At 67.6% G+C, this 23622-nt stretch carries 23 protein-coding genes and 1 pseudogene; 15 read left to right on the top strand and 9 right to left on the bottom strand.

Annotation, left to right across the window (positions count from 1 at the left end; genetic code table 11):
- Positions 1 to 141 precede the first annotated feature (141 nt).
- Together rfbC and ACSVDD_RS25375 are read right to left on the bottom strand one after the other, a co-directional pair.
- A complete protein-coding gene (rfbC, locus tag ACSVDD_RS25370) occupies positions 142 to 723 on the bottom strand; it encodes a dTDP-4-dehydrorhamnose 3,5-epimerase (RefSeq protein ID WP_448192209.1) in 582 nt (193 codons plus the stop codon).
- Complete coding sequence (locus ACSVDD_RS25375; RefSeq protein WP_448192210.1) at positions 720 to 1997, bottom strand: methyltransferase domain-containing protein; 1278 nt, start codon at positions 1995 to 1997, stop codon at positions 720 to 722. The genes rfbC and ACSVDD_RS25375 overlap by 4 nt, the downstream gene beginning before the upstream one ends.
- Before the next feature lie 262 nt (positions 1998 to 2259).
- On the opposite strand from ACSVDD_RS25375, the gene rfbF reads away from it, so the two are divergent.
- From rfbF to ACSVDD_RS25405, 6 genes are all read left to right on the top strand, one after another.
- Positions 2260 to 3030, top strand: a complete 771-nt coding sequence (rfbF, locus tag ACSVDD_RS25380) for a glucose-1-phosphate cytidylyltransferase (RefSeq protein WP_448192211.1) — start codon at positions 2260 to 2262, stop codon at positions 3028 to 3030.
- A complete protein-coding gene (gene rfbG / locus ACSVDD_RS25385) occupies positions 3006 to 4121 on the top strand; it encodes a CDP-glucose 4,6-dehydratase (RefSeq protein ID WP_448192212.1) in 1116 nt (371 codons plus the stop codon). Before rfbF ends, rfbG begins: the two co-directional genes overlap by 25 nt.
- Positions 4121 to 5029, top strand: a complete 909-nt coding sequence (locus ACSVDD_RS25390) for an NAD-dependent epimerase/dehydratase family protein (RefSeq protein WP_448192213.1) — start codon at positions 4121 to 4123, stop codon at positions 5027 to 5029. Before rfbG ends, ACSVDD_RS25390 begins: the two co-directional genes overlap by 1 nt.
- A gap of 30 nt (positions 5030 to 5059) precedes the next feature.
- Positions 5060 to 5827, top strand: a complete 768-nt coding sequence (locus ACSVDD_RS25395; RefSeq protein ID WP_448192214.1) for a cephalosporin hydroxylase family protein — start codon at positions 5060 to 5062, stop codon at positions 5825 to 5827.
- A gap of 269 nt (positions 5828 to 6096) precedes the next feature.
- A complete protein-coding gene (locus tag ACSVDD_RS25400) occupies positions 6097 to 7278 on the top strand; it encodes a glycosyltransferase family 2 protein (protein WP_448192215.1) in 1182 nt (393 codons plus the stop codon).
- 149 nt (positions 7279 to 7427) lie between these two features.
- Positions 7428 to 8600 carry a class I SAM-dependent methyltransferase gene (locus tag ACSVDD_RS25405; RefSeq protein ID WP_448192216.1) on the top strand — a complete coding sequence of 391 codons (1173 nt, stop codon included), beginning with the start codon at positions 7428 to 7430 and terminating at the stop codon, positions 8598 to 8600.
- A 248-nt stretch (positions 8601 to 8848) separates the two neighbouring features.
- Here ACSVDD_RS25405 and ACSVDD_RS25410 read toward each other — a convergent pair.
- The 5 genes and pseudogenes from ACSVDD_RS25410 to ACSVDD_RS25430 all read right to left on the bottom strand — a co-directional run bounded on the left by ACSVDD_RS25410 (position 8849) and on the right by ACSVDD_RS25430 (position 12893).
- Positions 8849 to 9641 (bottom strand): annotated as a pseudogene (locus tag ACSVDD_RS25410) (IS5 family transposase).
- 89 nt (positions 9642 to 9730) lie between these two features.
- Positions 9731 to 10003: a hypothetical protein gene (locus ACSVDD_RS25415; protein WP_448192217.1), complete on the bottom strand. Its 273-nt coding sequence runs from the start codon at positions 10001 to 10003 to the stop codon at positions 9731 to 9733.
- 290 nt (positions 10004 to 10293) lie between these two features.
- Positions 10294 to 10740 carry a bacteriohemerythrin gene (locus ACSVDD_RS25420; RefSeq protein ID WP_448192218.1) on the bottom strand — a complete coding sequence of 149 codons (447 nt, stop codon included), beginning with the start codon at positions 10738 to 10740 and terminating at the stop codon, positions 10294 to 10296.
- Between the two features lie 36 nt (positions 10741 to 10776).
- Entirely contained in the window at positions 10777 to 10950 is a 174-nt protein-coding gene (locus ACSVDD_RS25425) for a hypothetical protein (RefSeq protein ID WP_448192219.1), read from the bottom strand.
- Positions 10951 to 11126: 176 nt separating this feature from the next.
- The gene (locus tag ACSVDD_RS25430) at positions 11127 to 12893 is read right to left on the bottom strand and encodes a hypothetical protein (RefSeq protein WP_448192220.1); all 1767 of its coding nucleotides are present in this window, start codon (positions 12891 to 12893) and stop codon (positions 11127 to 11129) included.
- A 266-nt stretch (positions 12894 to 13159) separates the two neighbouring features.
- On the opposite strand from ACSVDD_RS25430, the gene ACSVDD_RS25435 reads away from it, so the two are divergent.
- Positions 13160 to 13504, top strand: coding sequence for a hypothetical protein (locus ACSVDD_RS25435; RefSeq protein WP_448192221.1), 345 nt, complete (start codon positions 13160 to 13162; stop codon positions 13502 to 13504).
- Between the two features lie 169 nt (positions 13505 to 13673).
- Entirely contained in the window at positions 13674 to 14006 is a 333-nt protein-coding gene (locus tag ACSVDD_RS25440) for a hypothetical protein (RefSeq protein WP_448192222.1), read from the top strand.
- A 359-nt stretch (positions 14007 to 14365) separates the two neighbouring features.
- Here the strand turns inward: ACSVDD_RS25440 and ACSVDD_RS25445 are convergent, their stop codons facing one another.
- Complete coding sequence (locus ACSVDD_RS25445; protein ID WP_448192223.1) at positions 14366 to 14587, bottom strand: hypothetical protein; 222 nt, start codon at positions 14585 to 14587, stop codon at positions 14366 to 14368.
- 79 nt (positions 14588 to 14666) lie between these two features.
- Positions 14667 to 16121 carry a cyclic nucleotide-binding domain-containing protein gene (locus ACSVDD_RS25450; protein ID WP_448192224.1) on the bottom strand — a complete coding sequence of 485 codons (1455 nt, stop codon included), beginning with the start codon at positions 16119 to 16121 and terminating at the stop codon, positions 14667 to 14669.
- A 219-nt stretch (positions 16122 to 16340) separates the two neighbouring features.
- On the opposite strand from ACSVDD_RS25450, the gene ACSVDD_RS25455 reads away from it, so the two are divergent.
- The 7 genes from ACSVDD_RS25455 (at position 16341) to ACSVDD_RS25485 (ending at position 23420) form a co-directional block, all read left to right on the top strand.
- A complete protein-coding gene (locus ACSVDD_RS25455) occupies positions 16341 to 16763 on the top strand; it encodes a DUF4399 domain-containing protein (protein ID WP_448192225.1) in 423 nt (140 codons plus the stop codon).
- A 26-nt stretch (positions 16764 to 16789) separates the two neighbouring features.
- Positions 16790 to 17338, top strand: a complete 549-nt coding sequence (locus ACSVDD_RS25460) for a DUF4399 domain-containing protein (RefSeq protein WP_448192226.1) — start codon at positions 16790 to 16792, stop codon at positions 17336 to 17338.
- A 16-nt stretch (positions 17339 to 17354) separates the two neighbouring features.
- Positions 17355 to 18920, top strand: a complete 1566-nt coding sequence (locus ACSVDD_RS25465; protein WP_448192227.1) for a DUF4384 domain-containing protein — start codon at positions 17355 to 17357, stop codon at positions 18918 to 18920.
- Between the two features lie 110 nt (positions 18921 to 19030).
- Entirely contained in the window at positions 19031 to 19780 is a 750-nt protein-coding gene (locus tag ACSVDD_RS25470) for an OmpA family protein (RefSeq protein ID WP_448192228.1), read from the top strand.
- 17 nt (positions 19781 to 19797) lie between these two features.
- Complete coding sequence (locus ACSVDD_RS25475) at positions 19798 to 20127, top strand: hypothetical protein (RefSeq protein WP_448192229.1); 330 nt, start codon at positions 19798 to 19800, stop codon at positions 20125 to 20127.
- Between the two features lie 181 nt (positions 20128 to 20308).
- A complete protein-coding gene (locus ACSVDD_RS25480; protein ID WP_448192230.1) occupies positions 20309 to 21493 on the top strand; it encodes a DUF4384 domain-containing protein in 1185 nt (394 codons plus the stop codon).
- A 22-nt stretch (positions 21494 to 21515) separates the two neighbouring features.
- Positions 21516 to 23420 carry a CHASE2 domain-containing protein gene (locus ACSVDD_RS25485; RefSeq protein ID WP_448192231.1) on the top strand — a complete coding sequence of 635 codons (1905 nt, stop codon included), beginning with the start codon at positions 21516 to 21518 and terminating at the stop codon, positions 23418 to 23420.
- The last annotated feature ends 202 nt before the right edge of the window (positions 23421 to 23622 follow it).

Here is a 23622-nt window from a genome sequence, read left to right on the forward strand (position 1 = left end):
ATGGCCGAACTCTACACCCCGGCCGCCGAGGCCGACCCAGTCCAGATTCCACCCAAGGCCGCCTGACCGATGGCCACCTTAAGCCACACCCGAATTTACACCTGCTTGACGGACGTGACCGGCCTGTCCGCCTGAACGGCCCTACCTCGGTCGCGGGCCGTTCCCCCGTGCCTGGGGAGCTATGTTCGTGATCTCGCGCAGGAGCGGCAGGGTCCGGTCGCGGTCAGAGATGACGCGTCGGTCGACGTCAGGCCACGCGACCGCCAGATCGGGATCGTCCCAGCGGACCCCGCGCTGGGCGGCTGGGTCGTAGCAGGAACTCATCTGGTAGAGCAGCTCTGTCCCGTCCTCCAGCGTCTGGAAACCGTGCGCGCACCCGGCCGGCACATACAGCGAGGTGGGCGTGTCGGCCGCCAGTTCCACGCCGATCCACTGCCCGAAGGCCGGCGACTGCGGTCGGAGATCGACAACGACGTCGTAAAGCCGCCCGCGCACGACCCGGATCAGTTTGTGCTCGCTGGTTTCGGCGAGTTGGTAGTGCAGCCCTCTCAGCGTGCCGGCACGGGCGTTGTAGGATAAGCTCGCCTGGACGAGGACGGAAGCGAGGCCGTTGACCGCGAACTCCTCCGCGCAGAAGCAGCGCGCGAACCACCCCCGCTCGTCACATGCCGGCTCCGGCTCGACGAGCACAGCGCCGGGGATGGCGGTGGGCAGGAATTTCATGCGAAGACCTCGAGCTGGGGGACCGGCACGACGAATTGTCCTCCCCATTCCCGTATGAAGGCCAGTTGCCCCATGATCTCGTCCTTAAGGTTCCACGGTAAGATCAGCACTCGGTCGGGCCGATGGGCGCGCAGGTGCGCCTCATCGACGATGGGTACACGGCTGCCGGGCAGGAATTTGCCCTGCTTTGCCGGGTTCCGATCCACCGCATAAGCGACCATGTCGGGGCGCACGCCCGCGAAGTTCAGCAACGTGTTCCCCTTCGCGGCAGCACCATAGGCCGCGACCTTCAACCCCTGGCGCTTTGCGTCGATGAGCCAGGCGAGGAGGTCGTCCTTGACCTTCTCGGCGCGGGCTTGAAAGCCGGCGTAGAAATCCGCCGCGGTCATGCCGGTCCGGGCTTCCTCGTTGAGCAGCGCGGACACCCGCGGCGACGCGGGCCTGGCCCCCGTGTCTGTTCGCTGGGCGAAAACCCGAAGGCTGCCTCCGTGCGTCGGCAGGTGCTCGACGTCGAACACGGACAGCCCGTTCGCGCTGAAGATGCGCGCCACGGCCGTCAGCGACAGGTAGGAAAAGTGCTCGTGGTAAATCGTGTCGAACTGGTTTTCTATGACGAGCCGGAGCAGGTGCGGGAACTCGAACGTCGCGACCCCGTCCGCCTTCAGTAGGGCGGCGAAGCCGGCGACGAAATCGTTGATGTCCGGCACGTGCGCAAGCACGTTGTTGGCTGTCATCAGGTCGGCGGCACGGCCCTGCGCTGCCAGATCGTTGGCGACGGCCTCGCCGAAAAAGCATTCCAAAATGCCGATGCCCTTCTGGCGCGCCATCGCGGCGGTGCTGGCGGTCGGCTCGATCCCAGTGCAGGGGATGCCCCGTGACTGGGCGTACTGGAGCAGGTAGCCGTCGTTGGCCGCCACCTCCACCATGTGGCTGTGAGCGTCTAATCCGAAGCGCTCCGCCATATCGCCCACGTAGCGGTCGGCGTGCGCTAGCCACGCGGTCGAAAACGAGCTGAAATAGGCATAATCGGCGGAGAAAAGCTCCTCCGCGTCGGCGAAGTCCTCGGTCTGCGCCAGCCAACACGACTGACACACCAGCACACGCAGCGGGAACCACTTCTCCGGCGCGTGCAGGGTGTGGGCGGTGAGGTACGCGTTTGACGGCGGCGCGCTGCCGAGGTCGATGAGCTGGAGGGCAAGATTGGCGCCACAGTGGCGGCATTTCATGGAACCGTCCCTACAAAATGGTGCAGGCGTGCACGAAGTCTCGGTCATGGCGCCCACCGTGCCGGGCCGCCGGAGCCCTGGTGTATAAAAAAGCCAAGGCGGAAAGTATACCCGAATGTTCCGGCGCCACCTTTCCGAGTACGCCACCGCCAACGGCAACGAACGCGGCGCCCGCAAGGGCGGACGCCAGCCATGCTGTCGAGAAGCCTATCGATCAAAGCGCGGATGGAGTATAACGCGCGGCCATGCGGGTCGTCGAACGTCCTTGTCCGGCACATCGAGCGATCCTCATTGAGGACAAGGAGGTACCTTGAAAGCCGTCATTCTCGCCGGGGGTCTCGGAACCCGCATCAGTGAAGAGACCCATATCAAGCCGAAACCGATGGTCGAGGTTGGCGGCAAGCCGATCCTGTGGCACATCATGAAGCTCTACTCCGCCCACGGAGTGAACGAGTTCATCATTTGTTGTGGGTACAAGGGCTATGTGATCAAGGAATATTTTGCCAATTACTTCCTGCACATGTCCGACGTCACGTTCGACATGGCCCGCAACCGCATGGAAGTGCACGAGCAGAAGGCCGAGCCCTGGCGCGTGACGCTGGTGGACACCGGCGAGGACACGCTGACCGGCGGGCGCCTGCAGCGGGTGGCCAGCTACGTGAAGGATGAGGAGGCGTTCTGCTTCACCTACGGCGATGGCGTCGCCAACGTGGACATTACCGCCAGCATCGCTTTTCACAAGTCCCACGGCAAGCTGGCGACCGTCACTGCAGTGCAGCCGCCGGGGCGCTACGGTGCGCTCGACTTGGTTGGAAAGCAGGTGCGCGGTTTCCAGGAGAAGCCCAAGGGCGACGGAAGCTGGATCAACGGCGGGTTCTTCGTCCTGTCCCCCGGTGCAATCGAAGCCGTTGACGGCGACGCGTCCAGTTGGGAGAGCGACGCCCTCGGCCGCATCGCCGCAGCGGAGCAGCTTATGGCTTTCGAGCACACCGGGTTCTGGCAGCCGATGGACACGCTGCGCGAGAAGAACCAGCTCGAAGCGCTGTGGGAAAGTGGTTGCGCGCCCTGGAAGGTCTGGTGATGCCGAACGCGGACCTCTGGCGCGGCACCCCGGTCTTGGTCACCGGGCACACCGGCTTTAAGGGCAGCTGGCTGACGTGCTGGCTTGGCGCGCTGGGCGCGCGCGTGCACGGCTACTCCCTCGATCCTCCGACGGAACCTAGCCTCTTCGCCCTCGCGCGCGCGGCCGAGGATCTGGCGTGCGACACACGGGCCGATCTCGCAGACATCAGTGCCTTGACCGCGGCGCTCGGCAGGAGCCAGCCACGCGTCGTCTTCCATATGGCGGCCCAGCCTCTGGTGCGGGCGAGCTACGCACAACCCGTCGAGACCTTTGCCACCAACGTGATGGGCACCGCCCACCTGCTAGAAGCTATTCGGCAGGTCGACAGCGTGCAGGCTGTCGTGGTCGTCACGACGGACAAGGTCTACGAAAACCGCGAATGGGTCTACCCTTACCGAGAGGCTGATCCGCTCGGCGGCCGCGACCCTTACAGCGCCAGTAAGGCGGCGGCGGAAATTGTCACCGCATCGTACCGCGCGAGCTTTTTCGGTGGCCCCGGCGGGCATCCGGCTCGCATCGCCACTGCGCGCGCCGGCAATGTCATTGGCGGCGGCGATTGGGCCACGGACCGGCTGGTGCCCGACTGTATCGGCGCCTTCATCGCCGGCACCCCTTTGTCCCTGCGCTATCCGGGCGCCGTCCGCCCGTGGCAGCACGTGCTCGAGCCCCTGTCCGGCTACCTGAGTCTGGCCGAAGCCTTGCTGGACGACATAAGCCCCGTCCACACCCTGTCCAACGGCGCCTGGAATTTTGGCCCGGACGCACGCGGGGACGCCACCGTGGGGCAGGTCGCAAACGAGGTTGCACGACTTTGGGGCGGCGGCGTGCGCGTGAATTGCGCGCAGGCGGGCCATCATCCGCACGAGGCCGGGCTGCTGCGCCTTGATGTCACTCAGGCCCGCGCGTTTCTCGGCTGGACTCCGCAATGGAGCCTCCAACAGTCGCTCGCCGAAACCGTAGCGTGGTATCACGCTTGGCAGGCGGGGGAAGACATGCGCGCGGTGACGCTGCAACAGATCTCCGCCTACAACGCCGCGTCCACACAATGATGAAACGGGTGCTCGTCACCGGGGCCAGCGGCTTCGTCGGCAAGGCCTGCCTGCAGCGTCTCGCGGCGCGCGGCTTCGACGTGCATGCCGTCGCCCGCACGCCGACGCCGGAGGATGGCCAGACGGTCACGTGGCATTCCCAGGACCTGCTGGCGCCGGGCGCGGAGGCGGCGATTATCGATACGGTGCGCCCCACGCACGCGCTCCACCTCGCCTGGATCGCCATTCCCGGCGTATTCTGGAACAGCGCGGAGAATTTGGCGTGGCTGGCCGCGGGGTGCGCGCTGGCCGACGCGTTCGGCCGCGCAGGAGGTCGCCGCTTCGTCGGCGTCGGCACGTGCGCCGAGTACGATTGGGGATTCGGCCTGTGCCGCGAGGACACGACGCCCCTACGCCCGTCCACGGCATATGGCCGGGCCAAGCTGGCGATGATGCACGCGCTCAACACGGCCGCCGCAGTGCACAGCTTCGACGCGGCCTGGGGGCGGCTGTTTTTCCCGTACGGTCCGGGGGAGCCTGCAGGGAAGCTGATCCCGTCGGTCATCGCCGCGCTGCTGGACGGCAAGCCGGTGCCCTGTTCTCACGGCCGACAGGTGCGTGACTTCGTCTTCATTGAGGATGCAGCGGACGCGCTCGCGGCGCTCGTTGATGCGCCCGCGACGGGCGCCTACAACATCGCCTCCGGCGCCCCTATAACGCTGCGCGACGTGATCGCCGCCGTTGTCGCAGAGCTTGGCGGAGCCGATCTGGTCCAGTATGGTGCCCGTCCGCTGCAACCCGGCGAACCACCCGTGCTGGTCGCCGGCATGGAAAGGACCTATACGGCCTTGGCGTGGCGACCGACCACCAATCTCACCACCGGCATACGCCGCACCATCGCTGCCCTGCGGTCCGCGCGCTCTGCCTAATCCAACCTCCTCGCACCGGAAACCAGTCCCATGCGCCTAACCATCGACACCGACCGCCGCACCCTTGCACTCGAACGTCCTGATGGGCGACTCGAGCTGGACCTCTATGGCAAGGAAGCCTTCGAGATCGTGTCGGACGTCTGGCTGAAGACCAGTTGGAACCAGAAGTACCCTTACACCTTCACGTGGCTTGGCCGCCCGATCATCCAGCACCCCGAGGACATGATCCGCACCCAGGAGGTGATCTACACCCTGAAGCCGGACGTGATCATCGAGACGGGAGTGGCGCACGGCGGTTCGCTGATCTACTCGGCTAGCCTGTTGAAGATGATCGGCAAGGGACACGTGGTCGGGGTGGACATCGAAATCCGTCCACACAACCGCGCAGCCATCGAGGCGCACGAACTGGCGTCAAGCATCACGCTCATCGAGGGCAACTCGGTCGCCGACGATGTGGTGCGGGCGGCGACGAATGTTATCCGCCCTGGCGACACCGTGCTGATCATCCTGGACTCCAACCACACCAAGGAGCACGTGCTCGCCGAGCTGGAGGCCTACCACCCCTTCGTCAGCCCCGGCTCGTACATTGTGGCGACCGACGGGCTGATGCGGGACCTCTGGGACGTACCGCGCGGCGATCCGTCGTGGCAGACCAACAACCCGGCGGCGGCGGCCGAAGAGTTCGCCGCCCAGCACCCGGAGTTCCGACTGGAGCAGCCGGCTTGGCTGTTCAACGAGAGCGAGCTCGATAAAGTGATCACCGGCTGGCCAAGCGCGTGGATCAAGCGCGTTGCCTGACCCCTGTTCGCCAGTTCCCCGCGTCCAGCAGGGAACTGGCCGTGTGATGAGGTGCGCGCCCCGACCTTGGAGAGAATCATGGAACCGGCAAGATCACCCGGCTACCGCTTCTGAGGACTTGTCCCGCCGCCCGTGTTTAGAGAACCGCCGCTATGCAGAACGGACGGCAGGTCGTATAAGACGGCTGTTCTCGCCGGGGCGGCCGACAGGGGCCCCAGGCGCGTCGCCAACGTCATGAACCAAACGGCTACAAGGCAACGGTGCAGCAAATGCCTAAGTTCTCGATTGTCATCCCCACGCGGCAGCGGCATGATACGTTGGAGTGGTCGCTCAGGTCCTGCTTGATGACGGACTATGCCGATCTCGAAGTCGTCGTGCATGACAATTTCAGCGACGAGAACACACGCCGTGTCGTGGAGAGCATCGCCGATTCCCGCATCGTTTATCGGCGGACATCCGAACTGTTGCCGATGTCCGATAATTGGGAGCTTGCGCTAGAGGCGTGCAGCGGCGAATACATCACCTACGTCGGTGACGACGACGCAATGCTGCCAGACGCCTGCGGGATTGCAGAGCGCGTCCTGAACCATTTCGGCGCGAAGGTGGCGAGCTGGAATCCACACAACTATTGGTGGCCAAACGCCATTACCCCATGGAATCGCAATCGACTATATATTAACCTTTATAAAGACGAGCAACATTTCGCTCGGATACCATCTCATTCCGTTCTTGAGGCAATATACAAGGACACCGGTGCCTACGGCCACGCCCCGATGATCTACCAGGCGTTTGTGCATCGGTCGGTAATCGAGGAAGCTAAGAAACGCTACGGCAATTATTTCGGCTTGATCCCGGACGTGCATTCCGGGATCGTCAACCTTTGGCTAACCGAAAACTTCGTGCAGTGCAAGCGGGCCCTGTCGGTTCGTGGAATATCCGGGCATAGCATCGGCACATCGCATGTTTTCAGAAGCAAAAGCACCAAGCAGAGCGGCGGCTTTTCCTCCGAAAACCAGGGGGCACAGAAAAAAATTCACCATCCTTTGCTGTTTCCATCGGACAACATCAACATCACCATTGCCAACGCCGCATTGATGGCAAAGGAAACGTTGTTCCCCAACGAACAGCGCTTCAATGTCGACATCGGGCAGGTCATCACCGCGATGGCTCGAAACATCAACCGGGACCCGGGCAGCTACGACACCACACTACAGGAAATGCGGCAGCTGGCGGAGCGTCACGGCATTGATCTCGGTGCGATCCAGATTCCACCGAAGATGGAGACGGAGGTAGAGATGGTCGGCGGGCATGGGCCGTCGTGGGGCGGCGATGGACAGGTCATGACTCTTGCCATTAACGGCGACGACCTTGGACTTCAGACGATTGCCGACGCGGTGAAAACGGTCATGGCTATCCAGAGGCCGCTGATGCCTCGCCCAGGCAAGAAGTAAGGGGGCGCCTCCCGATCACGCTCGCCCGTCATCTGGCCAGCAGCCATCGATGCACCATCTAGCGGGTTAGCCTCTGCCTAATCTTCCGGCCATACCGTCGTCTTTGGTCCGGAGGCTCCCAGTACCGGCGCAATCAGTGAGGCACCACCTTGGCGATTATCCAATGCCCAGTTTGCGGAAGCTACGGGCTGGCGTTCTTCCTGCAACGAAATCAAGTGCCGGTCCATCAGAACCTCGTAGTCGTCGACCAGAATGCGGCGCGCTCTGTGACACGCGGCGAGCTTCAAATGATGGTATGCGAGGATTGCGGCTTTGTCTTCAACAAAGCTTTTAATCTTAATCGCATGGCCTATGGTGAGGACTACGACAACACGCAGACCTGCTCCAGCTACTTCGCGTCTTACGTTGACGGATTGGTCCAGGATCTTGTGAACAACAAGGGCGTGCGCAACAGCGCTATCGTCGAGGTGGGGTGTGGGAAGGGGCATTTTCTGCGCAAGCTCGTGAGCTATCCCGACTCCGGCAATACAGGCGTCGGGTTCGATCCGAGTTACGTCGGCCCGGACAATGACCTCAACGGCGCCTTGGCGTTCCGTCGCTGCTACTATGACCATTCCTGCGCCGATGTGCCTGCCGACGTCGTGGTGTGTCGCCACGTGATCGAGCATATTCCGGACCCGTCCGTATTGCTGCGTTCGGTGCGGGCGGCGCTCGTGCATTCACGAAAGGCTAAGGTCTACTTCGAGACCCCCTGCGTGGATTGGATCCTGCAAAATCGGGTAGTATGGGATTTCTTCTACGAGCATTGCTCGCTGTTCACCGCGAATTCCCTGAGTTTGGCGTTCAGGAATGCTGGCTTTGCGGTGGAACGCGTCGATCATATTTTTGGTGGGCAATATCTATGGCTGGAGGCACGTGTGTCGGATGACCTCCAAACCTTTGAACATCAGCCTCCGCACACGGCTGCATTGGCGCGTGCTTATGGAGCGGACGAAAGGGAGCTGCGGAACATTTGGAGGCAAAAGCTTCTGGATCTCAAGTCATTGGGGAAGGTGGCCCTGTGGGGCGCCGGTGCTAAGGGAGCAACCTTCGCCAATATGGTTGACCCAGACGGCGCTATCATCGACTGCGTCGTGGACCTGAATCCGGCCAAACAGGGCAATTACATTCCCGGCACCGGCCATCCTATCGTCGCTCCCGAGAGTCTTCCTCACCTTGGGATTGCCAACGCAGTGCTCATGAACCCGAATTACCGGGAAGAAAACATTGCTCTTCTAAATGAGCTTAGGATCGCCCTCAACTTGGTGGAGTTGTGCTCGTGAGATGCCGGGCCGCCTCATGGGCGGCCTCTGGCTCAAGGAGATGGGGTTCTTTCGACCGAGGAAGCCGGATAGCCACGCCAGCATCCAAGGGGAGGTTCTGGACGGGACAGCATGGCCTTGCTCTCGCCCACACCACGGCCGCCTTGCGGCTGAACGACAGCACCATGTTCAACGCCACCAACTCGCGTGCGACGTCGCCGATGATGACGCGCCGGAAATGCGCCCAGTCAACCTGAGCCTAGGGTCTGTTAGCTCTTGAGCCAGTCGGGAGCGGCGGCCAAGCACAGGATGCCCATGAAGGAGTCGGCCGTTTTCTCATAGCGGGTAGCGATGGCGCGCCACTCCTTCAATCGCGCCCACAGGCGCTCGACGAGATTGCGGTTGTTGTAGATCCAAGCCGGACAGGCGACCGGCGCCTCGTTGCTCTTGGCTGGGACGGCCGGGCGGGCGCCGAGGTCCCACACGTGTTGGCGAAACGCATCCGATGCGTAGCCGCGGTCGGCCACGATCCAGGTGGGAACGTCGGGGAGGATGTCCAGCAGATCCGGGGCGAGCGGCAGTTCGTGGGCTTGGCCCGGTGCCAGGGCAAAGCCGAGCGCCCGCCCGCCGCCATCCGCGATCACGCAGGCTTTCGTGCCATACCGCCACGAGAGCGCCCAAGGCCCTCACGCAGGTCTCGTTGTGCTCCAGATCCCCCTTTTTGGACGCACCCGCGGCCTTTGGGTGCGCCCGGATCGTGGTGCCATCCAGGAACGTCATGCCGAGCGCGACGCCGCGCTGCTGGGCCAGATCGAGCAAGCGCTCCCACACGCCCAGCCGAGCCCAGCGAATGAACGTCTGGGCCGCCATCCACCAAGGTCCCAAGTCGGGCGGGATGGCACGCCACTTGGCTCCGTTCGTGTGCCGCCACAGGATCGCCGTAACCGTGCGACGCAGGTGCTGGGGTGGGGGCTTGCCGCGCGGGCGGCACGTTTCGATCAGCGGATGCAGAATCTCCCACTCTGCGTCCGTCAGAACCTCGCTTCCGTACTCAACTGCCATCCCAATCAGATGGGCACAGACCTCAAGCGCTAACAGACCCTAGCACACATTCCATCGCCGGTAAAGTTGCGGGCCGGGCGACCGGATGTTCAGGCCTCGTGGCAAAGCCCTTTGAACATGGCGATGGCCGGCACCGCTGGACGGCCGGCGGTCGGCGCCGCCGTCTTCGGGTAGGCGTAGAGCACGGCGCGTCCCGCCGCGCGGTCGTAGGACACGCGGGCGAGCGTCAGCGTTCCGGCGATCGTGTATTCGGCTAAGCAGGTGGCGGCGGCCGGCCCCGCGGCCCCGCGGTCGCAGGGCCGGCCGTCCAGCTCCTGCACGAGCGTCTTGTCGTCCATGCGCAGGGTGAGGGTGCGCGACACCACGTTGCGCCCGAAGATGTAGTCGTTGCCCGCGCATTCCAGGGACCTGGCGTTCGCGGGCAGGCCCGGCAGGGCGAGGAGCAGGGCGCCGACGGCCGCCCGCCAGTGTTGCAGCCCGCCTCGTTGAAGACCGCCTCGCGCCACGCCCATCTGCCCCTCGGTTGACTGCTTGGGTCGCGATTGCCCCGGCGAAGATGCGCCGATGATTGTCGGGATCACCCGCGCGGGCAAGATGATTTTGCGGCGAGGGTTACAGCGGTCTGTGACAAAGGCGCGTACCGCGCCCCGCATCACTCCGCCGCGTACGCCAGGAGATCGGAGCGTTCTCCGGTCATCCAATCGAACAGCGCCCGGTCCTCGACGCGGATGTGGCCGAGAATCCAGCCGCGCAGGAAGCCGGCCATGATCTGCATGGACCCATGCTCGCCGGTTCCCTGCTCGTCCGAGGCCGCGCACAGGGTGTCGATGGCGGCCTTGAACTCGGCGTGCCGCTGGCGGTGCTGCTCGGCGTCGGGATAGCCGTGCCGCCGCATCCACAGGTCTTCGTGGTCCATATGGAAGACCGCGTACGCCCGCAGCGAGCGCAGGATGCTCTCGCGCATCTGGCGCGACACGCCCTGGTTGGCGGCGCGGACCACGTCGTTGTACAGCGTCACCAGCAGGGCGTGCTCGTCGTCGATCTCGGGAACGCCGACGGCAAGGTCGCTGGTCCAGGCGATGGGATGGAAGGTGGACATGACCGGTCCCTCCGCGGCATCGAGCCGCAGCAACGTTCAGAACGGCGCGTGCGCCGCGTCGAGCTGCCGGCGAACCTCGTTCAGCGTGGCGCGGTGGCAGGCGATGTCCTCGCGCTGGCGGCCGTTGTGGCGGTAGATCCGGATCTCACTCAGCATGCGCTCCGCATGGTCCAGCGAGGAGATGATCGCCAATGCCTTGTCCGCGTCCATGGCCCTGATCCTGAAAACATTCTGTTGCCGATCTGGAGTTAGCAACAAGCGTGCCGGGACCGGATATCCATAGAAATCAAATGGATATGGCGCATCACGGGGCCGGGGGCGCGGCGCGCATCCCGATATCAGGAGCGGTTGCGTCAAATGTGGGACAAAGGCCCGACGACCGGGTTTCAGCGCGCCACGCGGTAGACCAGGAAGCGCCGGGCCTCCTCGGCGGGCAGCGCGACAGGCTCGATGCCCGGCGGCGGGAACGACCGGTGCAGCAGCGCCAGCAGGCTGCGCGGCCGGTCGCGGATGTCCCGCTCGACATCCGGCGTGCGGCTGCGGCACAGGACGATGACGGCGACGCGGCGCTCGCCCAGCAGGCGCCGGACCTCCGCCGCGCGCGGGTCGCCCAGGAGCAGCGCCTGGGTGTCGCGGATGCCGGCGGCGTTCAAATCGTATGGCCCGCCGATGGCGCCGTAGCCGGTGCGGTAGGCCAGCTCCGGCCCGTCGAACAGGTCGCTCAGCACGGTCTCGCCATCCCTGGCCGGCGGCAGGTGCCGCGCCACCGGGCCATACCGGCACTCCTGTGGTCCATCCGCCGGCACCGCCGCCATGGAGAACGCCGCGCCGGCCATCCAACTGGCTCCGCCGACGAGCACGGCCGCCGCCGCCGCGAGCGCCCTTCCGCCACGCGCGGCGACGTGGCGCCAGACCCATAGGGTCGCGGCGCTCCAGGGGATCACCTGGTACAGCGCCAGAAAATGCAGACCGCGCGCCTTGCCGAACAGCACGTAGGCCAGCATCAGCAGCAGCGCCAGCGCGTGGAACAGCCAGGCGCGCCGCTGCGACGGCGCGCCGCGCACCGCAGCGACGGCGGCGAACAGCAGCGCCGGCAGCACCGGCCCGATGTCGAGCAGCAGGTCCGACCAGACCACCGCCGACAGCCGCAGCGGGTCCTCGATGCTCACCAGATCGAGCAGATAGTGCCGGACCACCGGGTCGAGCCCGTCCTGCGGGTTGGCGAACAGGCCCGGCATGGTCAGGACGGCCAGCGCCGCGACGCCGACGCCCGCGGCGACCGCGGTCGCGGTCCGCGCGGCCGGGCGCGGCCGGGTCCGCGCCGCCGCGGCGACCAGGGCGACGGCGGCCAGCAGCAGGACGCCCAGCGCGGCGTGCAGCGCTGAAATCCGAAAGGCGTCGGCGGTCAGCCATTGCGCCGGCGGGCGCTCCAGCATCAGTCCCACGCCGAGCGTGGCCGCGGTGCCGACGCAGAAGCGCACCCCGTCCCGCGGCTCGTCGCCGCCCGTCCGCACCCAGAGCAGCGCCAGCGTCATCAGCGGCACCGGCAGCAGCAGCAGGCACTCGGGGCTGACCCAGATCCCCAGCCCGGCGGCGATTCCGGTCAGCACCAGCCGGCCATTGACGAAGGCGACGAGTTGCCCCAGCGCCAGAACCATCACCAGCGCGTGGTGGTCGGCGAAGCCGGTGACGAAATCGCCGGTCAGCGAGCGCTGCGCCACGAACAGCAGCACCGCCAGGATGCGCTCCGGCAGGCCAAGCAGCGGCCGGCTGCCGAACCACAGCAGCAGGGCGGCGACCCCGTGCAGGACCGGCGCCATCAGGAGGCCCGACCACTCCAGCGCCGCCGGGAAGGGCAGGGCGACGCCGAGCAGCCCCGCCCCGGCCAGCAGCAGTACGTCGAGCGGCCGTGTCCAGTGCAGCTCCAGCCCCAGCGGTGCGTTGACCGCCGCCAGCGTCGCGTCGTACCAGCGGCCGGTGGCGTGCAACTGCGCCACCCGCAGCACGCGCGTGTAGGAATCCGGGTCGAAGAGGTTGACGGTCCCCGCCTCGAAGGCCGGGACCACGCCCGACAGCACCAGCGCGGCGTGCAGCGCGGCGATGCTCGCCAGGACCAGGACGCCGGGAACCAAGGCGCTTTTCAAAAACCGCATACTGTATCTCACGTCGGTGCTGCTGGCGGCGCTGCCGCCGGGGCTGCAAGCGGGGTGCCAGCAGTGTGCACGGAACCGGCGTGCGGCGGCCAGCCCATCCGGCGCCGGCTGTCCCCATTTTCGGGACGCGCCGTTCGCAGGGATGGGCAAAGTGGCGGCGCGTGTGGGGCGGCTCACATCGGGCCGGGGGCGGCTTGGGTAGGGTCTGGTCATCGACAACGCGCCGGACGCACAGCGCCGGCCCCCTTGATAAGGAAACCGACCCCATGATCCGCACCTCGCTGCTCGCCGGCTTCGCCACGCTCGCCCTGCTCGCCGCGCCGGCCATGGCGCAGAACGTCGCCAACGTCTCGAACACCGCCGCCGGCATCGGCAACTCGGCCAGCCAGAGCGCGCTGGTCATGCAGAAGAGCAAGGGCCTGTTCGCGGGCGGCTCGACCGCGACGGTCGGCAACACGGCGGCCGGCATCGGCAACACGGCGGTGCAGGGTGCCACCGTGATGCAGCGCTCCAGCGGCCTGTTCGCCCCGGCGAACGCCGCCAACGTGCAGAACCTCTCCGCCGGCATCGGCAACTTCGCCGGCCAGGGTGTCGTCGTCCGCCAGCGCTGATCGCCCTCGTCCTCGTTCCCTTCCTCCCACCTTGCTCCGGCCGCTCCCCTTCGGCCGGAGCATTTTTTTGTCGGTTCGGAATGTACCCGCTTGTGTGGCCCAGCCCACAGCGGCGCGCGGCGCCCCACGGTAGGGTGTTTGCACGACGCCTCAGCAAGGAGACGAGATCATGCGCCGCATCGCCCTGGTGACCGCTTTTGCCGCCACCCTCTTCGCCGCCGCACCGGGCTTTGCCTTCGAGGTGCAATCCGGTGGCGTGCCGCTCTCCGCCCAGAACGTCGCGATGCTGGCGAGCCGCATGGCCGGTCTGGGCGGCCCCGCTCAGCAGCAGGCCGGTTCGCCCGGCGACCGCCAGCTGCCGCCCTGGATGGCGGGCCGTGACGCCAAGGCCACCGAGGCCCCCGGCGGCGGCCCGCAGCAGATGATGGGCTTCATGCTCGGCGGCCACCGCGGCGCCGACACCCCGCCGGCCGCCGGCAAGGGCTTCGCCATCCGGCGCTGACGCCCGATCACCCTCGTTTCCCCTGAGCCTCGGGCCGCCACGGGCGGCCCGCTTTTTTTCGTGGCCCCGAGCCTGCCGATCCAGGAGCGTCTTCCTGTCCGGCATGAAACGCCGTGTTTCATTCGTGACCGAAGGCGTTTCATTGGCGCTTCGGCGGAGGCTCGGAGGTTTTGTTGAAAAACAATGGCTTGTGTTGGGCCGGCGATGTCGGATGCAACGCTATGAAACACTATGAAACGCGATTTCAGTGAGTGTTTCATTCGCCCGGTTGTGTGCGGGCATACCGGTTTCGACGAAGACTTCTATCCTATAACGAGCGGCCGGCAAGAGCAAGCGCAGCGTCCGGACCGGCGCGCCAATCACGCGTAGGCGACGTGGGCGGTGCGGGGCGGGGAGATCCAGGCGAAGCGCGTACCGCTCGACGCGATGTCGTTGTTGAAGCCTTCCGCCACCCGGTCGTCGCCGCCCGAGGCCAAGCACAGCGTGACGTTGATGGCGGCGAGGATAGCGCGGTCGATGTGCTCGGGCCCGGCGTCGTAGCGCTTGATGGCTTTCAGGGCGCGGGTGACGGAGGGGGCCATGGCATCGCTCCGGGGGTTTGTGGAGTGGATGCCGCATGATGGCCGAACCCGGCCCCGCCGCCTGTCGGCCGCTTCACACTTACAGCTTGAAAAAGCTCCGTAGCCGGGCGAGCAGGTCATGCGGTGCCGTGTCCTGCATCTCAAGGCCGGGGGCGCCTTCGGCCTGACGCTGGAGGGTGTTGCGGTTCTGGCGCTGGGCCATCAGCTCGGCCAGCTGCTTCGCAAGCTCCGGGCGGCGGCGCAGCACCGGGTCGAGGTGCGTCTTGTCCAGCTCGTACACCACCGCGTCGGTGTTGGCGATGACCGAGGCGCTGCGCGGCTGGCCGGTCAGCAGCGACATCTCGCCGAACACGTCGCCCGGCCGCATGCGGTCGAGCAGCACGGTCCGCCCGTCGAACTCCATCCCGACGTCGAGCGCCCCCTCCGCCACGATGAATAGCGAGGTGCCGAGGTCGCCCTGGTGCACCGCGATGGTTCCGGCCGGCAATTGATGGCGGTGCAGGGTCTCGGCCAGCTCCTCGATCTCCTCGTCGCGGAAGGCGGAGAACAGCTCCAGCTGGCGCAGCAGGCTGCGGCGCAGCGTGCCCGGAACCCGCGTGCGCGGCTGCGGCCGGTGGGCGCGGACGTCCTGCTTGGGGTGGGCCAGCTCGATCCCGGCGCGCGTCAGATGTTGCAGGATGGTGCTTGCCACCGCGTCGCGGCAGGCCGCCAGGCGCCCGTAGTCCGCCACCCAGAACCGCGCCTGATAGACGACGCCGTTCGGCCCGATGGACTCGACCACCACGTCCGGCCGCGGCTCGCTCAGCACACCGTCGGCAACAACCAGGGCGGAGAGCAGGATGCGCTTGGCCCGCGTCACCGGCACCTCCTCGTCCAGGGTGATCGGCACGGAGGCGCGGAAGCTCGACCCCGGCCGGCTGAAGTTCACGAAGCGGCTGCCGGCGACCACGCCGTTGGGGACGACGACGGCGGTGCCGTCGGTGGTGATCAGCCGCGTCGCCCGCCAGTTGACCTCGTCCACCTGACCCGAGACTCCCGGCGCCAGCTCGACCCAGTCGCCGATGCGGTAGGGGCGCTCGATGTTGAGCGCGATGCCGGAGAAGATGTCGGCGATCATGTTGCGCAGCGCGAAGCCGAGCACCGCGATCAGCACGCCCGACGTGGCGAGCAGCCCGGTCACCGGCTGATCCAACACCGAGCCGAGGATGGCGAGCAGCGCCATCCCGTAGATGAGCGCCCGCAGCAGGTCGGCCAGCAGGCGCGGGATTTGCCTTGGCCGTCCGGCGCGCGTCGGGCGGGCGACCGCCACGTCCAGCACCCGCGAGCCGAGCCACGCCGCGGCCAGCCACGCCGCCACCGCCACCGCCATGCCGATGGCCTGTGCCACCGCGTCGCCCAGCACGGGCTGTAGCCCGTCGTGCAGCCACGGCTTGTGCATCGCCGCGGCGGTCAGCGCCACGACCAGAACGGCCGGCGGCAGCAGGTGGCGCGACGACCTCAGGGCGGCGGGGCTGTTCCGATGCTCGTCGCGCATGGGGGATCTCCGGCCGTCGCACGGTCCGCCGCCCGACGATGGCACGTGCCGCGGCGCGGTCAACGCGGCAGAAGGGGTACGCCGCCGTCCAGCCGACCCTGAAATGGTGTCGAATTGTACTTAACGGATTACCTAGAAATACAGTGGAGGCCCGGCACCCGGCCGAAGACTAAGATAATCGTTATCAGATCAACCCTAGGGATCAATATGGGGGGTGTCATGTTGCGGATCGCTGCATTCATCGTCGGCGCCGTGCTGCTGGTGCCCGCGCAATCCCTGGCCGATCGGGAGAAGGCGCCCGACGGCGCCCGTGCCTACATCATCTGGCCCTACGACGGGGCGGTGATCCAGGGCGGCAAGTTCTGGGTTCGCATGGGCTTGCAGAACATGGGCCTGACTCCGGCCGGCATTCGCAAGCCCGACGCCGGGCACCACCATCTGCTGGTCGACACCGAGTTGAAGAACTTCGACGAGCCGATCCCCAACAACAAGCAGAACCTGCATTTCGGCACCGGCCAGACCGAGGCGCGGCTTGAGCTGCCGCCGGGCAAGCACACCTTGCAGATGGTTCTGGGCGACGCCGACCATGTGCCGCACGACCCGCCGGTGATGTCGCAGAAGATCACGATCACCGTCCGCTGAGCCCGCACCCGTCCAGGGAGGACACCATGACATCGTGGAAAACCGCGTTGCTGGGCGCCGGTCTGGCGCTTGCCGCCGTGACCCTGCCGTTCGCCCCGGCGACGGCGCAGATCGACGTCCCCCTCAACCCGACGATGGGCGCCGACCCGACTCCCGCTGCTCCCGCGCCCGCCGCTCCGGACAAGGCGAAGCGCACGCCGGGGCGCAAGGACGTCTACCTCTACATCGGCTGGCCGAACAACGGCGAGACGGTCAGGAACCCATTCAAGGTGTGGTTCGGCATGCGCAACTTCGGCGTGGCGCCAGCCGGCGTCACCAAGGAAGGAACCGGGCATCACCATCTGCTGGTCGACAGCGACCTGAAGAATTTCGACGAGCCGATCCCCAACGACAAGAAGCACCTGCATTTCGGCAAGGGCCAGACCGAGACCGTGCTGGAACTGCCGCCGGGCAAGCACACGCTGCAGCTGGTGCTGGGCGACGCCGACCATGTGCCGTTCGATCCGCCGATCATGTCCAAGAAGATCACCATCACCGTCCGTGGCAATGAACCGCCGCAGGTCTCGGCACGCTAACACACAGGAGGACGGGATGGCGGTGTCGCGGGAACGGAGCGTTGCGGGACTCACCCTCGGTCTGGCGCTCCTGGTGAGCGGCTGCTTCACATCGGGCGAGAAGGCGTCGGTGGTGCAGCAGCCGAAGACGCCGGCCGTGCGCACCATCAGCAGCTTCAGCGAGGCGTTGCGCTGCATGGACACGCTGATGTGGAACCATGGCAAGCGCGATATCTACATCACCTCCAACGGCCTTCCCGACGCCACCGGGCGGGTTGCCGGCGGCACCAAGGAGATGCTGATCACCGCCGTCTCGCGCATGTCGGAGACCTCCAACGCCTTCCGCTTCGTGGATTTCGAGCCGGCGCTGGACGACGTGAACGCGCTGTACTGGATGATCGGCGTGCAGCCGAACTTCCGCGCGCCGTCCTATTACATCCGCGGCGCCATCACCCAGCTCGACGACAACGTGGTGAGCGAGGCGGCGGGGGCCGGCCTGTCGCTGCCCTTCGCCGACCTGGGCATCTCCGCCGATCAGGTGGTCTCCATGGTGACGGTGGACCTCAACATCGGCGAACTGGTGACCCGGCAGATCATCCCGGGCATGTCGGCCAGCAACACGCTGGCCGTGATGTCGTCGGGCAAGGGCGCCGACGCCGGTGCGGTGATCGGCAAGGGCGGCCTGTCCTTCAACGTGTCGCTCAACAAGTCCGAGGGGCTGCATCAGGCGGTCCGCACGCTGGTCGAGCTGAGCACCATCGAGGTGCTGGGCAAGCTGACGCGCACGCCGTACTGGCAGTGCCTGGGCATCGACCAGACCAACCCGTCCTTCGTGGCCGAGGCGCGGAGTTGGTTCGACAGCATGGAGCCCACCCAGCGCGTCAGCTTCGTGCAGCGCGTGCTGTCGTCGGAAGGGTATTTCGACGGCACGGTCAACGGCCAGCTCGACGAGCGGACGCGCAACGCGGTGTCGCGCTGGCAGGCCGACCATGATCTGATCGCCACCGGCCGCATCGACTTCGACACCTACCAGCGCATGATGGCCAAGCCCTCCGGCCAGAACCAGGCGCCCGCCAGGGTGCAGAGCGTCAGCAACGCCGGTGGCGAGGGGCTGCCGCGCCCGGCGCCGACGCCCGCCGGGGCGGTGCCGGACCTCGTCCTCACCTCGGACCGCGGGCCGACGCCGCGCTATCGGGCGGGGGAGGCGCTGGTGGTGCGCGTGCAGCCCAGTTCGGACGGCTTCGTCTACTGCTATTACAAGGATGCCGGCGGCACCGTCGCCCGCATCTACCCCAACCGCTTCCAGCCCGACGCCTTCGTCGAGGCCAACCGGCAGGTCGAGATCCCGCCGGGCGTGCAGAAGCCTTTCAACCTGCGCATGGACCGGCCCGGAGGCGAGGAGGCGGTCGCCTGCGTGGTGTCGCCCGACGAGGTCGGCGTGCGCATCCCCGAGCAGTACAAGCGTGAGGACCTCCAGCCGATCCCCGGTGCGGCGCTGTCGGATGTGGTGAACGCCTTCACCACGGTGAAAGGCGGCGAGGCGGCGCGCGCCAAGCAGATGTCGGTGAAGGTGCTGCCGGGGACCGTGGCGCAGGGGGGGTGACCGGGAATTCGGAGAATGCCGGCGGGTGTTGGCCGGCTCACAGAACGGCGGGCGGCGGCGGTGCTACGACCATGGGCAACGCCGCACCCGTCCAGCCCATGGAGGCTCCCATGCCGAAGCACGCCCTGACCGCCGTCACCCGCTTTGCTCTGCCCCTGGTCGTCGCCGTCTGCGCCGGCCCGGCGCTCGCCCAGACCGTCGAGGGCACCGGCTCGTCCAAGGTGATGATGTTCGACCGGCCGCCGAGCGTGGATGAACTGCGCGAGGTGGTGAACCCCGAGCCCAAGATCCGCACCCGCAGCATCGAGATCATCGGCGGTGCCGCCAACAGCGCCGCCCAGCGCCCGCGCCCGACCGATCAGGTGAACTACGGCACCACACCCACCCCGCCGCCGGCCCCGGAGGCGAGCCGCCCGGCCCCCGCCGCGGCCCAGAAGGCGCCGCCCCGCCAGCACGCGCCGCAGCCGGCGCCCCAGCAGGCGGCGCTGCCCGCCGCCGCCGCGCCGGAACCGGTGGAAGCGCCGCAGCCGCAGGCCTTCGGCTTCCGCATCAACTTCGCCTTCAACTCGGCCGAGATCCCGGCGGAGTTCCACTCCTACGTCGACGCGGTCGGCGGCCTGATGAAGGAGGATCCCTCGCTGAAGCTGGTGGTCGAAGGGCACACCGACGCGGTCGGCAGCCTGCCGTACAACCAGACGCTCTCGCAGCGCCGGGCGGTCTCGGTCGGCGAGTATCTGGTCCGCGTCCACCATGTCGATCCGCAGCGCATCGTCGTGGAAGGCAAGGGCCCGGCCGAGCCGATCACCGCCAACCCGTACGACGGCCGCAACCGGCGCGTCGAATTCAAGCCGACGCATTGAGCGGGGAGGGTGGTGCCATGAAACGCTGGGTCGTCCTGGCCGCGGTGGCTGGCCTGCTGGTGTCCGGCAATGCGGGCGCCACGCTGATCAAGAAGGGCGACGGCAAGGCGGCCGGCGCCACCGCCGGGGGTGTGGGCGTCTCCTCCTCCTCCGGCAACCGGGTGCGGGTCCAGTGCTGGCAGGACGGCCGCCGGGTCGTCGACGAGTCCGACCTCGCCATGGTCTCGCTGAGCATCGCCAACCAGTTCAACGGGCTGGGGCTGCGCCGGACGAGCGGCCCGGACGGAACGATGACGGTGGTGATGACGCCGGCCCGCACCGCCTGCCTGCTGTCCCCCCATGACTGAGCGCACGTCCGCACAGGACACGGCCGCGAGGACCCGGCACTGCCGCCGGGTCCTCGTGCGTCTTCCGGCTTTGTCCGAAACCCCCATGTGTCGCCCGCTTCACAGAAACGGCCTTGCCGGCGGATTAGAGTCGAGGGCACCGACGGCCGCCGGCCGTCCCCATTGTCGAGAGGTGCCGATCATGCACGCCTATCCGAACTCACGCCGGCCGGTCGTCCGGTCGGCCCACGCGCCGCCGCTCGACGGCGCCCTGTTCCGCTTCCTCTGCGCCGCCACCATCATGGCGCTGGGCTGCGCCGCCGCCGCGTCCGCCCGCGCCGAGGCGGTCGTGGTGTCCTCCACCGCGCCCGCCTACCGGCTGGGGCAAGTCGTGCCCGACGGGCAGGCGATCCAGCTGCCGGACGGTGCTAGCGCCATGTTCCTGTTCGCCAGCGGCCGCACCGTGCGCGTCCGCGGCCCCTTCGAGGGCGACCTCGACAAGGCGCCGGACAAGGAGGGGCGCGCCGGCTCCAGCGGCCTGCTGGGCAGCGAACGCTTCATGCAGAGCGACCTCGGCGCCGCGCGGGCGATGGGAAACCCGCTGGACAAAGCGGTGGAGCGCGCCTTCACCATCGACCCCGCCGTGTCCGGCACCTACTGCGTCAAGGCCGGCAGCCCGCCGGTGCTGCGCCGCCCGGATGAGCCGGGGCTGACCCAGATCGTGCTTCAGGACGTCGGCCGCGGCGCCAGCGCCAAGGTGACGTGGACGGGGGCCGCCCCGGCGCCATGGCCGCGCGAACTGGCCCTCGCCGACGGCACGGAGATCCGCGTCGCCGGCCCTGACGGCAAGCCGCGCACCGCGTTGCGCTTCCGGCAAGTGGACGCGGCGTCCGGCAGCGCCGCGCTGGCGGTGCGCATGGCCTCGGCCGGCTGCTCGGGCCAGGCGGGCGCGGTGCTGGCGTCGCTGCGCGACGCGGTGGTGCCGCTCGACCTCTATCTGTCCACCGACCGCGGGCCGATGGCGGCCTATCGTCCGGGGGAGGACGTCCGGCTGATGCTCCAGACCAACCGCGACGCGCACGTCTACTGCTTCCTGCGCACCGCCCGCGCCCAGCTCATCCCGATCTTCCCGGCGGGCATGAGCACGACCGCGCTGGTCGAGGGCAACGCGCCGCTGAGCCCGCAGCCGTTGCGTGCCGGCGATCCCCCCGGCGATCTGGAGGTGCGCTGCCTTGCCTCCAGCCTCAACCTGGACAGCGAGTTGCCGGGCCGCGCGGAGGCGTTCCGCCCGCTGGACGAGGCGGCGGTCGCCAAGATCGACCGGACGCTGTCGCGGCTGCGCGACACGGAACTGGCATCCGCCCAGGTCATCCTGCGGGTCCGTTGATGGAGGAAGGGAGCGACCGCGCATGGACGGCGGACCAGCAGCCACCCTGACGGCCACCCCGCCCGGCCCGCCACCCGGCCCGGACGACAGTCCGGACGGCCAGGGGCGCGGCCGGACGGGGTGGTGGATGGTCGCGGCCATCGTGCTTGGAACCGCCACGCTGGCGCTCGCCATGACGCGGCTGGTGCCGCCGCTGCACTCGGCCGACGAGACGTTCGGCGACCTGCTGATCGCCCACGCCGCCCCGCCGGAACCGCAGCACCCCGGCGTCGCCCTGGTGATCCTCGGCGAGGACAGCTTCGCGACACTCGCCTGCCGGTCCCCGGTGGACCGCGGCTTCCTGGCGACCCTGATCGGCCAGCTGGAAGCCGCCAAGGTGCGCGGCATCGGCATCGATATCCTGTTCGACCAGCCGACCTTTCCCGACCTGGACGAGCGCCTGCACACCGCCATGCTCGGCGCCAGCGTGCCGGTGGTGGCGATCACCGCGCTCAACCAGACTCCGCTGACAGAGAAGCAGCGCCACTTCCTCGACAGCTTCACCAACGGCCTGCGCCGCGGCCACGCCAACCTCGCCAAGGATCCGCTGGATTCCACCGTGCGCTGGCACGTGCCCTTCGGCGAGGACGGCACGCCCAGCCTGCCGGCGCAGCTCGCCCGCCTCAGCGGCGGCACCGTGCCGGACGAGCCGTTCCGCATCGCGTGGCGCGGCCGGCCGGACGCCACCACCTTGCCCTTCCCGGTCTATTCGGCGGAGGCGGTGCCGGTGCTGCCCAAGGAGTGGCTGGCCGGCCGGCTGGTGCTGATCGGCACCGCGCTGGCCGGCATCGACCAGCACCGCACGCCGCTGTCGCTCGCCAGCTCCTCCACCCCCGGCGTCGAGATTGAGGCGCACATCCTGGCGCAGATGCTCGACGGCCGCGTCAGCCCGCGCCTTTCCCTCACCGGCGAAGCGGCGCTGGTCGTCGCCATGAGCGCGGCCGGCGTGGCGCTCGCCATGGCTGGGCTGCCGCTGTGGCTGCTGGCGGGGGCGAGCGTGCTGATCCTGGTCGGCGCCTGGGCGGGCGGGACGGCGCTGTTTTCCTCCGGTGGGCCGCTGGTGCCGCTGATGGCGCCCTCGGTGGCGTGGCTGGTCGGCATCGCCGCCATGACGGCGCACCTGTCCCTGCGCGAACGGGCCGACCGCCGGGTGCTGATGCACCTGTTCGCCAACCACGTCTCGCAGCCCGTCGCCGACGAGATCTGGCGCGAGCGCGCCACCTTCATGGCCGGCAACCGGCCGCGCCCGCAGCAACTGACGGCGACCGTGCTGTTTTCCGACATCGAGGGCTTCACCACCATCTGCGAGGCGCTGGAGCCGGAGCCGCTGATCCGCTGGCTGGAGGGCTATCTGGACGCCATGGTGCGCATCGTCACGGCGCATGACGGCGTGGTCCTGCGCTTCGTCGGCGACGCGGTGCTGGCGGTGTTCGGCGCCCCGGTCGCCCGCACCACCCAGGCGCAGATCGACGCCGACGCCGAGCGCGCCGTGCAGTGCGCCCTGCAAATGGGCCGCGAGCTGGTGGCGCTGAACCGGCAGTGGCAGGCCGAGGGGCTGCCGGCGGTCGGCATCCGCATCGGGCTGCACACCGGCCCGCTGGTCGCCGGCAGCCTGGGCGGGTTGCGGCACACGGAATACTCGCTGCTCGGCGACACCGCCAACACCGCGGCCCGGCTGGAGGCGCACGGCAAGACGGTGGACGCGCGCTCGTCGCAGCACTGCAAGATCATCATCGGCGACCCGACCTTCCAGGCCGTCCGCGACAAGGCCACCGTCCTGCCGGTCGGCGAGGTGTCGTTGAAAGGCAAAAAGAAGACGGTGCGCATCTGGTTGGTCATCGACGATGCCGAACCGGAGACGTTGCAGGTCGGCGCGGGGCCGATTTAGCGCCTTGCCTCTATAATCTTCCGAAAGTTGCGCTGCCGCCAAATGGAAGAAAAAGGACTAATACCTCAGAGGGTACGACGCCGCTGTTATATGGGTTAGACTGAAGGAACGGCTTGGCACGCGGGGGTCAAGTCGATAGTTTTCTTTCGTCCAGCCTGTGGTCGCCAGATCTTTTCGAATATTCGGCGGTGCGGTCCGGCGG

Source organism: Azospirillum terrae (assembly GCF_053470425.1).

Coding starts and splice junctions, on each gene's coding strand:
- ACSVDD_RS25435 (WP_448192221.1), top strand. CDS start 13,160: ATGATCCGCACCTCGCTGCTCGCCGGCTTCGCCACGCTCGCCCTGCTC.
- ACSVDD_RS25430 (WP_448192220.1), bottom strand. CDS start 12,893: ATGCGGTTTTTGAAAAGCGCCTTGGTTCCCGGCGTCCTGGTCCTGGCG.
- ACSVDD_RS25480 (WP_448192230.1), top strand. CDS start 20,309: ATGCACGCCTATCCGAACTCACGCCGGCCGGTCGTCCGGTCGGCCCAC.
- ACSVDD_RS25475 (WP_448192229.1), top strand. CDS start 19,798: ATGAAACGCTGGGTCGTCCTGGCCGCGGTGGCTGGCCTGCTGGTGTCC.
- ACSVDD_RS25395 (WP_448192214.1), top strand. CDS start 5,060: ATGCGCCTAACCATCGACACCGACCGCCGCACCCTTGCACTCGAACGT.
- ACSVDD_RS25455 (WP_448192225.1), top strand. CDS start 16,341: ATGTTGCGGATCGCTGCATTCATCGTCGGCGCCGTGCTGCTGGTGCCC.
- ACSVDD_RS25470 (WP_448192228.1), top strand. CDS start 19,031: ATGCCGAAGCACGCCCTGACCGCCGTCACCCGCTTTGCTCTGCCCCTG.
- ACSVDD_RS25420 (WP_448192218.1), bottom strand. CDS start 10,740: ATGTCCACCTTCCATCCCATCGCCTGGACCAGCGACCTTGCCGTCGGC.
- ACSVDD_RS25440 (WP_448192222.1), top strand. CDS start 13,674: ATGCGCCGCATCGCCCTGGTGACCGCTTTTGCCGCCACCCTCTTCGCC.
- ACSVDD_RS25390 (WP_448192213.1), top strand. CDS start 4,121: ATGAAACGGGTGCTCGTCACCGGGGCCAGCGGCTTCGTCGGCAAGGCC.
- ACSVDD_RS25375 (WP_448192210.1), bottom strand. CDS start 1,997: ATGACCGAGACTTCGTGCACGCCTGCACCATTTTGTAGGGACGGTTCC.
- ACSVDD_RS25425 (WP_448192219.1), bottom strand. CDS start 10,950: ATGGACGCGGACAAGGCATTGGCGATCATCTCCTCGCTGGACCATGCG.
- ACSVDD_RS25465 (WP_448192227.1), top strand. CDS start 17,355: ATGGCGGTGTCGCGGGAACGGAGCGTTGCGGGACTCACCCTCGGTCTG.
- ACSVDD_RS25485 (WP_448192231.1), top strand. CDS start 21,516: ATGGACGGCGGACCAGCAGCCACCCTGACGGCCACCCCGCCCGGCCCG.
- ACSVDD_RS25450 (WP_448192224.1), bottom strand. CDS start 16,121: ATGCGCGACGAGCATCGGAACAGCCCCGCCGCCCTGAGGTCGTCGCGC.
- ACSVDD_RS25460 (WP_448192226.1), top strand. CDS start 16,790: ATGACATCGTGGAAAACCGCGTTGCTGGGCGCCGGTCTGGCGCTTGCC.
- rfbC (WP_448192209.1), bottom strand. CDS start 723: ATGAAATTCCTGCCCACCGCCATCCCCGGCGCTGTGCTCGTCGAGCCG.
- ACSVDD_RS25400 (WP_448192215.1), top strand. CDS start 6,097: ATGCCTAAGTTCTCGATTGTCATCCCCACGCGGCAGCGGCATGATACG.
- ACSVDD_RS25445 (WP_448192223.1), bottom strand. CDS start 14,587: ATGGCCCCCTCCGTCACCCGCGCCCTGAAAGCCATCAAGCGCTACGAC.